The organism is Streptomyces venezuelae (assembly GCF_008642355.1).
Lineage (GTDB): Bacteria > Actinomycetota > Actinomycetes > Streptomycetales > Streptomycetaceae > Streptomyces > Streptomyces venezuelae_B.
Window position 1 is genome coordinate 3,434,947 of the sequence record NZ_CP029193.1, and the last position, 12,731, is coordinate 3,447,677.

The window sequence follows — 12,731 nt, forward strand, 5'->3', positions numbered from 1 at the left end:
TCCACGTCAGACCTTCTCGGAGGTGACGTCGTCCGGCGCGGCGGCCGGTGACGTGTCGCCCGTACGGCGGCGGCGCAGTGTCCAGAAGACCGCCGAGCCCGCGACGACCGTGACGCCGACGCCGATCACGCCCGCGAGGCCGCCGGAGAGGCGGGCGTCGGTGATGTCCTTGACGCCGTAGTCGGCGAGCGGGGAGTCCGCGGTGGCGTGCTCCTCCGCCTTCTTGTCGATGCCCTTGTCGTGGGCGACCTTCTCCAGACCGTCGGGGTCGGCGGACGCGTAGAAGCTGACGAAGCCCGCGAGGACGAGGGAGGCGACGATGCCCGCGATCCAGACCGGGCGGGTGGACCGGGACGAGCGGGCGGCGACGGGCGCGGGCTCGGCGGACGGCGCGTCCACCAGTTCACCGGCGACGCGCAGCTTGAGCCGCTGGGTGAGGCCCCGCGCCCCGTACACCAGGTCCGGCCGTACGGCGATCACCGCGCCCACCGTCAGCGCGGTGATGACCGCCTCGCCGATGCCGATGAGGACGTGGACGCCGACCATCGCGGTGGCCACCTTGCCGATGGAGACGTCGGTCGTGCCGCCGAGGGCGTAGAGGAAGGTGAAGGCGACCGCGGCGGCCGGCACGGAGAGGAGGGCGGCGACGAAGGAGGCGACGGTGATGGAGCGGCGGCCTCGGGGCAGCACCTTCACCAGGCCGCGGAAGACGAGGTAGGCGACGACGGTCGTGACGATCGCCATGTCGGAGATGTTCACGCCGAGCGCGGTCAGCCCGCCGTCCGCGAAGAGCACGCCCTGCATGAGCAGGACGACGGAGACGCAGAGCACCCCGGTGAAGGGTCCGACGAGGATCGCGGCGAGCGCGCCTCCGAGGAGGTGGCCGCTGGTGCCCGCCGCGACGGGGAAGTTCAGCATCTGCACGGCGAAGATGAAGGCCGCGACGAGTCCGGCGAGCGGCGCGGTGCGCTCGTCCAGCTCGCGCCGGGCGCCCTTGAGGCTGACGGCGACGGCGCCTGCCGCGACGACCCCGGCGGCTGCCGAGACCGGGACGTCGATGAACCCGTCGGGGACATGCATGCGCGCGCTCCTGGGCAGGGGCCCTGGGCAGGGCGGACGGCTCGTGAACCGTTCAATGATAGTGCCCTGTTGCAAACGGCTTGCAAGAGCGCGTCGGTCCCGATTCGACTACGCCGACCGCCGGTCCCACCCGCGGCGAAGTTCCGTACATATGGGACATTGGTGATGAAGCGCCCGTAAGGATGAGGAGTTCAGCGATGTCCGCAGTCGAGCAGTACGCACGCGCCCACCTCGTCACGGACTCCTCCGAGGGCCACCGCGCGGTCCCCGTCATCCTCCACTACGACGCGGAGGCCGACCCGCACGCGGTGCGGATCGGCCTCCCCGGCTCCCCTCATCGGGTCTTCTCCCGGCAGCTCCTGGAGCGGGGCCTCCGGGCGCCCGTGACCTCGGGCAACGTGCACGTATGGCCGTGCGGGCGGGTCCAGACGGTCGTGGAGTTCCACGAGGCGGACGGGGTGACGGTCGTCCAGTTCGACGCGTCGGCGCTGATCCGCTTCCTGCGCCGCACCCACGCGACCGCCACCCCGGTCACCCACTGAGCCGCACCCACGCGACCGCCGGCCCGGTCACCCACCAGGGCGTACGCGGGTCAGCCAGGTCAGACGCGCGCCGGCTCCCTGTCCGCCGCAGCGTCCGCGTCCCTCTCCGCCGCCGTGCGCAGGCCCTCTCCCTCGACGTCGACGTTCGGCAGCGCGCGGTCCAGCCACTTGGGCAGCCACCACGCCTTCTTGCCGAGCAGCGCCAGCACCGCGGGCACCAGGGCCATGCGGACCACGAACGCGTCGAAGAAGACCGCGATGGCCAGGCCGAAGCCGATCATCTTGACCATCTGCTCGGACGAGCCGATGAAGCCGGCGAAGACCGCGATCATGATGACGGCCGCCGCCGAGACCACCCGGGCCCCGTGCCGGAACCCGGTCACGATCGCCTGCCCCGGCCGCTCCCCGTGGACGTACGCCTCCCGCATGCGGGTCACGAGGAAGACCTCGTAGTCCATCGCGAGGCCGAAGACGACGCCCACCATGAAGATCGGCATCATCGACATGATCGGGCCGGTCTGCTCGACGCCGAAGAGCGAGCCCAGCCAGCCCCACTGGAAGACCGCGACGACCGCGCCGAGGGCCGCGAGGACCGAGAGCAGGAAGCCGAGGGCCGCCTTGAGCGGGACCAGGATCGAGCGGAAGACGACGATCAGGAGCAGGAACGCGAGGCCCACGACCAGCGCCAGATAGGGCAGCAGGGCGTCGTTGAGCTTCTGCGAGACGTCGATGTTCATGGCCGTGGTGCCGGTGACCATGATCTCGGCGCCCGAGTCCGACGTGATCTGCGCGCCGCTGTCGCGGATCGAGTGGACCAGGTCCTCGGTCTCCAGGCCACTGGGCTTGGAGGACGGGACGACGCTGATGATCGCGGTGTTCTTCTCCTTGTTGAACATCGGCTGGGTGACCGTCAGGACGTCGTCGAGCTTGGAGATCGTCTTGGTGATCTCACCGGCGGCGGCCTTCGGGTCGTCGGCGCCCTCCAGGTCGCCGACGACCATCAGCGGGCCGTTGAAGCCGGGCCCGAAGCCGTCCGAGACCAGGTCGTACGCCTTGCGCTGGGTCGTGGACGTCGGTTGCGCGCCGTCGTCCGGCAGGCCGAGCTCCAGCTTCGAGACCGGGATGGCCGCGGCGCCGAGGCCCACGATGCCGACGAGCAGCACCGCGATGGGGCGGCGGACCACGAAGCGGGCCCAGCGGGTGCCCATGTTCTGCTTCGGCTCACCGGCGGTCTCACCGTCGGCGGCCTTCTTCTTCCCCCCGCCGAACAGCTTGCTCTTCTCGCCCATGGGCAGCACGCGCTTGCCCGCGTACCCGAGCAGCGCCGGGATGAGGGTGAGCGCGATGAGGACGGCGATGACGACCGTGCCGGCCGCGGCGAAGCCCATCTTCGTGAGCATCGGGATGTTGACGACGGCGAGGCCGACCAGCGCGATCACCACGGTGAGTCCGGCGAAGACGACCGCGGAGCCCGCGGTGCCGACGGCCCGGCCCGCCGCTTCCTCGCGGTCGCGGCCCTCGGCGAGTTCGCCGCGGTAGCGCGAGACGATGAAGAGGGCGTAGTCGATGCCGACCGCGAGGCCGATCATCATGGCGAGCGTCGACGTGGTGGTGCCGAGGTCGAGCGCGTCGGCGAGCGCGGTGATCGACGAGACGCCGATGCCCACGCCGATCAGCGCGGTGATCAGCGGCAGTCCGGCCGCGATGAGCGAGCCGAAGGTGATGACGAGGACGACCGCCGCGACCGCGATGCCGATGATCTCGGTGGAGCCGGTCTCGGGCATGGCCTGCAGCGCGTCGCCGCCGACCTCGACCGTGAGCCCCGAATCGCGCGCCTTGTCGGTGGTCTTCTCCAGCGCGTCGCGGTCGTCGTCGGTCAGCTCCATCGAGGTGACCTTGTACGAGACGGAGGCGTACGCCGTGGAGCCGTCCTTGCTGACCGTCTTGGAGACGAAGGGGCTGTCGGCGCGGGCCACCTGGTCCGAGCCCGCCTTGACGGCGGCGACGGTCTTGTCGATCTCGGCCTTGTTGGCCTTGTCGGTGACCTTCTCGCCGTCCGGCGCCTTGAAGACGATGCGGGCGCTCGCCCCGTCGGCGCTGGCCTCGGGGGCCCGCTTCTCCAGCAGGTCGAAGGCCTTCTGGGCCTCCGTGCCGGGTATGGAGAAGCTGCTGGAGGCGGCGGTGGGCGCGGACGCGGCGCCGACCCCGGCGAGCGTCAGGAGCGCCACCCATATGAGGGCGGCGAAGTGGCGTCGCCTGAAGGCGAGCTTGCCGAGTTTGTAGAGGAAAGTGGCCACGGAGGCGTACTCCCGGTCAGGTCGTGTGTCCGGATTGGGCAGGGGAGATCAGCCCGACGACGTGAGCGGTGCGCGTCAGGAACGGGGGGGAGGGTCAGATGCCGAGGGCGGGGAGGATCACGGCATCGATGTACGAGGCGAGGAACTCGCGGTCGACCGGGCGGTCCTCGATGAGGTCCCGGGCGACGAAACCGCCGACCATCATGTGGACGACGAACTCCAGCGCCGGGTTGTCCGCGGCGACCTCGCCGCGCTCCACGGCCCTGCGCAGCAGGTCGTTCAGGCCCGTCAGCTCCGGCTCGATGAGCAGGTTCCGCAGCGCCTGGTGGAGTTCGGGGTTGTCGTGGATGGCATGGAACAGGCCCCGCATCAGCGCGGCGTCCTTCTCCATCTGGCAGTCGTCCGAGCGGGACACCATCTCGTACAGGTCGCCGCGCAGCGACCCGGTGTCGATGTCCGCGAGGGACGCCGGCTTGTTGTGCCGCAGCGCCTTGGCGATCAGCTCCGGCTTGCTCCCCCACTGGCGGTAGAGGGTCGCCTTGCTGGACCGGGTGCGGGCGGCGACGGCGTCCATGGTGAGGGCGTCGTAACCGACCTCGCGGAGCAGGTCGAGCACGGCCTCGTACAGCTCGGCCTCGCGCTCGGGCGTGATCCTGGTGCGCCGCGTGGTCGCGGTCTCCGCCACGATCTTCACCTCCTGCTCGTCACTCGGTGCTCATCACACGGAACGCGCTTCTCGGAACGAAACGGTTTCGTACGCCAAGACTGTACGCCCCCCGCCGAGCGAAACGAAACCGTTTCGTACGTGTGCTGCGTCACCCCGCCCGCGTGGCCCCCGCCTCCCCCGCCATTCACCCCCGGCACAAGTTGCCGCCGCCCCCCGAGCGGAAAAGCATGGTGAGGTGACCGACGAGCGCGACGACCTCCAAGACGACCACGCCTACCTGCGTTTTCCGCACCTCAGCGGCGATCGCCTCTGCTTCGCGGCCGAGGACGACCTGTGGGTGGCGCCCCTCTCCCCCGAGGGCTCACCCGCCGACCGGGCCTGGCGGCTCACCGTCGACCGTACGAAGGTGAGCCACCCCCGCTTCTCGCCGGACGGCCGCCACATCGCGTACACGACCTGGCGCAGCCTCGACCCGGAGATCCACCTCGCACCCGTGGACGGCGGACCCGCACGCCGCCTCACGTACTGGGGCAGCACCGACACCCGGGTCTGCGGCTGGTCCCCCGACGGCGACATCCTCGCCGTCTCCTCGCACGGCCAGCCCTTCTCGTACTTCTGCTGGGCCTACAGCGTTCCCACCGACGGCTCCCCCGGCGGCAAGCTGCCCTGGGGCCCGGTCTGGGACATCGCGATCACCGACTCCCTCGCCGACGGCGACAGCGACCGCAAGACCCTGCTCCTGACGGGCAAGCCGCCGCACGAACCCGCCGCCTGGAAGCGGTACCGGGGCGGCGCGACCGGCCGCCTGTGGGTGCACGGCGAGCAGATCCTCGCCGACCTCGACGGGCACCTCGACTCCCCCATGTTCGTCGCGGGACGCATCGCGTTCCTCTCCGACCACGAGGGCGTCGGCAACCTGTACTCCTGCCTGCCCGACGGCTCAGACCTGCGCCGCCACACCGACCACGACACGTTCTACGCCCGCCACGCCTCCAGCGACGGCACCCGCGTCGTCTACCAGTGCGCGGGCGACGTCTGGCTCGTCGACGGTCTCGCGGCGGACTCCGTGCCCCGCAGGCTCGACGTGCGGCTCGGCGGGCCGCGCGCCGGGCGCCGGATCTACCAGGTGCCGGCCGCCCAGCACGTCGACGCGCTCTCCGTGGACACGACGGGCCGGGCCAGTGCCGTCGTCGTCCGGGGCTCCCTCTACTGGCTCACCCACCGCGACGGCCCCGCCCGCACCATCCACGACACCCCCGGCGTGCGCGTCCGGCTGCCCGAGATGCTCGGCACGGGCGGGCAGGTCGCCTACGTCACCGACGCCGACGGCGAGGACGCCGTCGAGATCGCCTACCTGCCCCGGGCCAGCGGCGCCCGCGACCCCCGCAGGCTGGCGAGCGGGCAGCTCGGCCGCGTCCAGGAACTGGTGGCCGACCGCGACGGCGAGCGCCTCGCCATCGCCTCCAACGACGGCCGCCTGCTCCTCCTCGACGTCACGGAGGAGTCCGACGGCGAGGTCACCGAGCTGATCCGCTCCATCAACGGGCCCGTCCGCGACCTGGCCTTCTCGCCCGACGGCTGCTGGCTGACCTGGTCGCACCCCGGCATCGGCCGCTCCCTGCGCCAGATCAAGCTGGCCCGCATCGCGGGCCCCGGCATGCGCGCGATCGTCGACGTCACCAACGGCCGCTTCGAGGACGAGAACCCCGTCTTCACCCGCGACGGCCGCTACCTCGCCTTTCTCTCCTGGCGCGGCTTCGACCCGGTCTACGACGTGCACACCGGCGACCTGTCCTTCCCGCTCGGCTGCCGCCCCTACCTCGTACCGCTCTCCTCGGCGACCCCGTCCCCGTTCGCGCTGCTGCCCGACGGGCGGCCCGCCGCGGGCGGCCTCGACCCGGCCGAGGGCAGTGGCGGCGACGGCACCACCATGGTGGAGATCGAGGGCCTGGAGTCACGGGTCACGCCGTTCCCCGTCTCCGCGTCGAAGTACTCGGCGCTGCACCCCGTCAGCGGCGGCGGCCTGGTCTGGCTGCGCTGGCCGATCTCCGGCGCGCTCGGCGAGACCTTCGTGAACCCCGCCGACATGTCCGGCCGCCCCACCCTCGAGTACTTCAACATCACCAAGGCCAAGAAGTCCCAGCTCGTCGACCACCTCGACTGGTTCGCACCCAGCGGCGACGGATCGCGGCTCGTGGTCGTCGACGAGGGCGACCTGAGCGCCGTGCCCTCCACCGAGGTCGGCGACGTCGACACGACCGTCTGGATCGACCTGCGCCGCATCCTGCACGAGGTCGACCCGGCCGCCGAGTGGCGCCAGGCCTACGAGGAGGCGGGCCGGATCATCCGCGCCTACTTCTGGGACCCCGAGATGTCCGGCGTCGACTGGGACGGCGTCCTCGCGCAGTACCGGCCGCTGGTCGAACGGGTCGCCTCCCCCGACGAGTTCGCGGACCTGCTCCGCGAGGTCCTCGGCGAACTGGGCACCTCCCACGCGTACGTCTCCCCCGCCCGCCGCAACGAAGGCCCCCCGCACTACCAGCGCGCCATGGGCCTCCTCGGCGCCAACCTCGTGCGCAGGGACGACGGCTGGATGGTCAAACGCATCCTGCCCGGCGACTCCTCCGACTCCAAGGCACGCTCCCCGCTGGCCGGCGCGGGCATCCGGGAGGGCGCCGTCCTCACGCACATCGACGGCCGCCCGGTCGACCCGGTCACCGGCCCCTACCCCCTGCTCTCGGCGGCGGGCGGCACCACGGTCGAGCTGACCTTCGAGCCCGAGGGCGAGGGGCGGGCCCGCCGGGTCGCGATCGTCCCCCTCATCAACGAACGCCCCCTGCGCTACCAGGACTGGGTCGCCAAACGCCGCGACGTCGTACGGGAGTTGAGCGGCGGCAAGTGCGGTTACCTGCACATCCCCGACATGGGCGGCTCGGGCTGGGCCCAGTTCAACCGGGACCTGCGCCTGGAGGTGTCGCGACCCGCGCTCATCGTGGACGTGCGCGGCAACGCGGGCGGCCACATCAGCGAACTCGTCATCGAGAAGCTGACGCGGAAGATCCTCGGCTGGGACCTGACGCGGAACGCCCAGCCGGTGTCGTACGCCTCCAACGCCCCCCGGGGGCCCGTGGTGGCGCTCGCCGACGAGGCGACCTCCTCCGACGGCGACATGATCACGGCGGCCTTCAAGCTGCTCGGGCTCGGGCCCGTCGTGGGGCAGCGCACGTGGGGCGGCGTGGTCGGCATGACCGGGCGGCACACGCTCGGCGACGGCACGGTGATCACGGTGCCGATGAACGCGGGCTGGTTCGACGCGTACGGCTGGGGCGTGGAGAACCACGGAGTCAGTCCCGACCTCGACATCCTGCGCACCCCGCTGGACTGGGCCGAGGGGCGGCACGCGCAGCTCGACGACGCGGTGCAGCTGGCCCTCGACCTCCTGGAGCGGAACCCGGCGGCTTCGCCACCGGACCACTCGGACGTGCCGGACCGGAGCCGCCCACCGCTGCCGCCCCGGCCCTGAGGGCCCGGTCGTGAAGCCCCGTACGCAGGGCCTCACATGATCGAAATGCGCGACATGTCCGGGCGTGTAAATCTGGTCGAGGCCCCATCCCCCTCACCCAGAAACGGGAGAAACGCATGGGCATCAAGGACCAGTTCCAGGACAAGGCTCAGGACCTCGCCAACAAGGCCAAGGGCTCCATGGGCGACCAGGGCGACCAGGCGCGCGACCGCGCCTCGCAGGCCCAGGACGAGGCGAGTGAGCGGTCCTCGCAGCTGCCCGACGAGGCGCAGGACGCCGCGCAGCAGCAGCGGGACAAGTTCGACCGGGACTACGACGCCTGACGTGTAGCTCGTGCGAGGAGGCCCCCGGGACGCCGGGGGCCTCTGCCGTTCCCGCTGAGAGCCCGCGGATCAACTCACCGCGCGCGCCTGCTCGTCCGCCGAGCCGCCCGCCCCGACGAGCCCCGTGGACACGCTGCCGAGCCGCGGTTCGAACCGCTTCATCTCGCGCTGGCCGACCGACCCGATGACCGCGGGCAGGTAGCCGCGGATGCCCTGCATTCCCCGCAGCCACCACTGCGCGTACACATGGCTGGAGCGGCGCTCGATGCCCGCCACGATCCGGTCCACGGCGGGACCCAGCGGATACGTCTTGTTGGACGGCCACGGCAGCCGCTGCCGCAACTCCCGCATCACGTCGTCCTGGTCGGCGCCCCGCACCATGTCCGTGTCGGTCCAGGACAGATAGCCGACACCGACCTTGACGCCCTTGTGGCCGACCTCGGCCCGCAGCGCGTGCGCGTACGCCTCCACACCCGACTTCGACGCGCAGTACGCCGTCATCATCGGCGCCGGAGTGATCGCGGCGAGCGACGCGATCTGCAGCAGATAGCCGCGGCTCTCCATGAGGACGGGCAGGAAGGCCCGGCCCGTCACCGCGCTGCCGATGAGGTTGACCTCGATGACGCGCCGCCACGCGTCCGGGTCGGACTCCACGAACGGTCCGCCGCTGGCCACGCCCGCGTTGGCGACGACGATGTCGACCTTGCCGAAGTGCTGCTTGACCTCCTGCGCGACCCGCGCCATCGCCGCGTGGTCGGTGACATCGGCGTGCCAGTGCGCGGACTCCGTGTGCAGCCGCTCCGACACCTGCTTCAGCTCGTCCGGCTCCAGGCCGACGAGGGCGACCTTCGCGCCCCGCGCCGACAGCTTGCGCGCGAGCAGTTCACCGACTCCGCGCGCCGCGCCCGTGACGACCGCGACCTGTCCTTCGAGGCTGACCCTGCTCATGCGCCCTCCTTGACCTGTACGTACGTTGTGACGAGCTCCCTGATCCGTCCGGTGACGGCCTCGGACGCCTCGATGGGTGTCATGTGTCCGATCCCGGGGAGCTCGGTGAGCCCCAGGCACTCCGGCAGGGCGGCGGCGATGCGCCGCGCGTGCACGACGGGCGTGAGACGGTCGGCTGTGCCGGCGATCACGGCCGTGGGTGTCTGCAACGCGCCCACCTCGACGTCCAGTTGCAGCGCGTCGAGCACGCTCGACCAGCCGTGGCGCACGTCCCGGGGGCAGGCGTGCACGATGCGCGCGCAGGCCTCGACCTTCTCGGGCGCGGCGCCGGGGCCCATCGTCGCGTACTTGAGGATGCGCTTGGCCACGGGCGTGACGGGCCCGAGCGGGGCGCGCGAGCCGAGCACGGAGCGCGTGATCCGGGTCCTGGCCCGTCCGGCCCGCAGCAGCGGCACGACCAGCGCCTCGGCGACCAGCGCCGAACTCCCCGTGCTGCACAGCAGGACGGCGGCGGCGTGCTCCCGCACCCCGGCGCGGTCGCCCGCGGCCATGATCGTCATGCCGCCCATGGAGTGCCCCACGAGCACGGCCTTTTCGCCCGGCGCGAGCGTCTGGGCGAGGACCGCTTCCAGGTCGTCGGCGAGGGCCCGTGTGCTGTACCCGTCGGCGGCCGAGGGGGCCACGCTCCGTCCGTGCCCCCGCTGGTCGTACGCGATGACGCGGTGGTCGGTGCACAGGTCGCGTATCTGCGCCGCCCAGAACGCCGTCGAACAGGTCCACCCGTGGGCGAGCACCACGGCGGGCGCCCCTTCGGGGCCGTGCACCTCGACGTGGATGCGGGCGCCGTCGGCGGAGACGGCGGTGGTTTCGCGGGCGGCGACGGGCGGGGCGTAGGGGCCGCTGGTCACGTGGGTCAGCCGGCTCATGCCCCGGCCTCGACCTTCTTCTTGCGGGCGGAGGCCTCCGCGGCCCGCGGCTTCGGGGGCCGCACCACCTCGTACTCGGAGAGGTCGACCCGTCGTGTCGCCGCCCTGAACTCGGTGGTCGTACCGGGCCAGACCGTCGTGTTGACGCCGTTCTCGTCGAGGTACCAGCTGTTGCAGCCGCCCGTGTTCCACACGGTCCGCTTCATCCGCTCCTGCACGCGGTGGTTCCAGGCGCTCACGGAGTCGGGCCGGGCGGCGAGGGCGGCACGGCCTCCGAGGACGTCGAGCTGGCGCAGGTAGTCCGCCATGTAGTTCAGCTGCGACTCGATCATCAGGATCATGGAGGAGTTCCCGAGCCCGGTGTTCGGACCGATGATCGTCATCCAGTTGGGGAAGCCGGCCGCGGTCGCGCCGCGCAGCGCGTTCATGCCGCCCTTCCAGCTCTCCATGAGCGTCTGGCCCTCGTCGCCCACCACGCGCTCGGCGATCGGCATGTCCGTGACGTGGAAGCCGGTGCCGAAGATGATCGCGTCGACCTCGGTCTCCGTGCCGTCCGCGGCGACGACGGTGTTGCCGCGCACCTCGCTCAGACCGCTGGCGACGACGTCGACATTGGGCTGCGCGAGCGCCGGGTAGTACGTGTTGGAGAGCAGGATGCGCTTGCAGCCGATGCGGTACGTCGGGGTCAGCTTGGCCCGCAGCGCCGGATCCTTGATGGCCCGGTACATGTTCCGCTTGGCGATCTGCTCGACCATGCCGAGCTCGTTGGGCCGCTTGGTGAACGCCTGGACCTGCAGCTCCCGGATGCCCCACAGGAGGCCGCGCCTGGCCTGCGTGGTGAAGGGCAGCTGCTTGTGGAGCCAGCGCTCGGCGCCGCTGATGGCGCGGTCGGCGCGCGGCATCACCCACGGGGGCGTGCGCTGGAAGAGGGTGAGCCTGCCGACCTTCTTCTGGATCTCGGGCACGATCTGGATGGCGGAGGCGCCGGTCCCGATCATGGCGACGCGCTTGCCGCTCAGGTCGTAGTCGTGGTCCCAGCGGGCCGAGTGGAAGACCTTGCCGGGGAAGGTGTCGATGCCGGGGATGTCCGGGGTCTTGGGGTCGGAGAGCGGGCCGGTCGCGGAGACGACGACGTCGGCGCTGTAGGTGCCGTTGCTGGTCTCGATGACCCAGTGCAGCTGGTCGGCGTCCCAGGTCATCAGCTTCACCTCGGTGTCGAGGCGCAGATGCGGGCGGAGCCGGAAGGTGTCGGCGACGTGCTCCAGATACTCCCGGATGTGCTCCTGCCCGGAGAAGGTGCGCGGCCAGTCGGGGTTGGGCGCGAAGGAGAACGAGTACAGGTGCGAGGGCACGTCGCAGGCACAGCCCGGGTAGCTGTTGTCGCGCCAGGTGCCGCCCACCGCGCCGGCGCGCTCCAGGACGACGAAGTCGGTGATGCCCTCGCGGCGCAGCCGCACGGCGGCACCGAGGCCGCCGAAGCCGGATCCGATCACCGCCACCCGTACGTGCTCGTGCTCTGTCATTCCGCAGCCTCCCGGAAGTACCTGAACCCTGCCAGTGTCTACTGGCGCAATTGGGAGAGTAGGGCAGTCGCGTACTCATGGGTAGGGGTGCGGCGGGGGAAAGTTACCGCCGGTATCGCCCCAGGGGGGTCCTGTGCGGTCGGGCTAGGCTTCCCACGTGGCAGACGAACGAGAGGGCGGAGCCGGGCGCGCACCCTCCGGCGGCGCGGGCGGCGGCTCGGCGGACGGCGGCGTACGCGAGTTCCGTATGGAGGCGCTGGCCGCGGAGGCCGGCATCACCGTGCGCACCGTGCGCTTCTACCGCGAGCGCGGACTGATCCCGCCGCCCCGCCGCGAGGGCCGCATCGCCTGGTACGACGAGCACCACCTGGCCAGACTCCGCACGATCGCCGCCCTCCTGGAGCGCGGCCACACCCTGAACGGCATCGCGGAGCTCGCCGACGCCTTCGACAAGGGCCGCGACGTCGGCGAACTCCTCGGCCTCGGCGAGCCGACCGAGGAGCAGCCCGTCCGCCTCACGCCCGAGGAGCTCGCCGACCACTTCGCGGGCGAGGTCACCCCCGAGAACCTCGTCGCCGCCCTGGACCTCGGCTATCTCGGCACGGACGGCGACGAACTCGTCCACATCAGCCGACGCCTGCTCGACGCGTCATCCACCCTGGTGCGCAAGGGAGTTCCGCTGGCCGCCGTCCTGGAGGCCGGGCAGCGCGTGCGCGAACACGCCGACGCGCTCGCGGAGTTGTTCATCACCGTCATGCGCACCCATACGCCCGACACGGCCGATGTCGACATCGACCAGCTGCGCCCGCTCGCCAAGAGCGTGGTGGAGGCGGAGCTCTCGATGGCGCTGGACCGCCGCCTCAAGGAGTCCTGAAGGAATCCACGCACAACGGGCCGCGCCC

10 protein-coding genes are annotated in these 12,731 nt (G+C 71.5%); 4 read left to right on the forward strand and 6 right to left on the reverse strand.

Annotated features, from left to right (window positions below; genetic code table 11):
* Positions 1-6: 6 nt before the first annotated feature.
* Positions 7-1,080: an energy-coupling factor ABC transporter permease gene (locus DEJ47_RS15860; RefSeq protein ID WP_150168906.1), complete on the reverse strand. Its 1,074-nt coding sequence runs from the start codon at positions 1,078-1,080 to the stop codon at positions 7-9.
* Positions 1,081-1,277: 197 nt separating this feature from the next.
* Between DEJ47_RS15860 and DEJ47_RS15865 the strand changes: the two genes are divergently transcribed.
* Positions 1,278-1,622 (forward strand): SsgA family sporulation/cell division regulator, encoded by a 345-nt coding sequence (locus tag DEJ47_RS15865; RefSeq protein ID WP_150168908.1) that lies wholly within the window; start codon positions 1,278-1,280, stop codon positions 1,620-1,622.
* 59 nt (positions 1,623-1,681) lie between these two features.
* On the opposite strand, the gene DEJ47_RS15870 is transcribed toward DEJ47_RS15865, so the two are convergent.
* Together DEJ47_RS15870 and DEJ47_RS15875 are read right to left on the reverse strand one after the other, a co-directional pair.
* Positions 1,682-3,919, reverse strand: coding sequence for an MMPL family transporter (locus DEJ47_RS15870; RefSeq protein WP_150168911.1), 2,238 nt, complete (start codon positions 3,917-3,919; stop codon positions 1,682-1,684).
* A 94-nt stretch (positions 3,920-4,013) separates the two neighbouring features.
* Positions 4,014-4,604, reverse strand: a complete 591-nt coding sequence (locus DEJ47_RS15875) for a TetR/AcrR family transcriptional regulator (protein WP_150168913.1) — start codon at positions 4,602-4,604, stop codon at positions 4,014-4,016.
* Between the two features lie 217 nt (positions 4,605-4,821).
* Here DEJ47_RS15875 and DEJ47_RS15880 point away from each other — a divergent pair, with 217 nt between their 5' ends.
* Positions 4,822-8,109 (forward strand): S41 family peptidase, encoded by a 3,288-nt coding sequence (locus DEJ47_RS15880; protein WP_150168915.1) that lies wholly within the window; start codon positions 4,822-4,824, stop codon positions 8,107-8,109.
* Between the two features lie 116 nt (positions 8,110-8,225).
* A complete protein-coding gene (locus tag DEJ47_RS15885; RefSeq protein WP_150168917.1) occupies positions 8,226-8,432 on the forward strand; it encodes a hypothetical protein in 207 nt (68 codons plus the stop codon).
* Between the two features lie 69 nt (positions 8,433-8,501).
* On the opposite strand, the gene DEJ47_RS15890 is transcribed toward DEJ47_RS15885, so the two are convergent.
* From DEJ47_RS15890 to DEJ47_RS15900, 3 genes are read right to left on the reverse strand one after another with little or no spacing between them, the layout of a single operon-like run.
* Entirely contained in the window at positions 8,502-9,380 is an 879-nt protein-coding gene (locus DEJ47_RS15890; RefSeq protein ID WP_150168919.1) for an SDR family oxidoreductase, read from the reverse strand.
* Positions 9,377-10,306, reverse strand: coding sequence for an alpha/beta fold hydrolase (locus DEJ47_RS15895; RefSeq protein WP_150168921.1), 930 nt, complete (start codon positions 10,304-10,306; stop codon positions 9,377-9,379). The genes DEJ47_RS15890 and DEJ47_RS15895 overlap by 4 nt, the downstream gene beginning before the upstream one ends.
* On the reverse strand, positions 10,303-11,829 hold the full coding sequence (locus DEJ47_RS15900; protein WP_150168923.1) for a flavin-containing monooxygenase: 1,527 nt from the start codon (positions 11,827-11,829) through the stop codon (positions 10,303-10,305). Before DEJ47_RS15900 ends, DEJ47_RS15895 begins: the two co-directional genes overlap by 4 nt.
* A gap of 247 nt (positions 11,830-12,076) precedes the next feature.
* Here DEJ47_RS15900 and DEJ47_RS15905 point away from each other — a divergent pair, with 247 nt between their 5' ends.
* On the forward strand, positions 12,077-12,703 hold the full coding sequence (locus DEJ47_RS15905) for a MerR family transcriptional regulator (RefSeq protein ID WP_150175670.1): 627 nt from the start codon (positions 12,077-12,079) through the stop codon (positions 12,701-12,703).
* Positions 12,704-12,731: the final 28 nt, after the last annotated feature.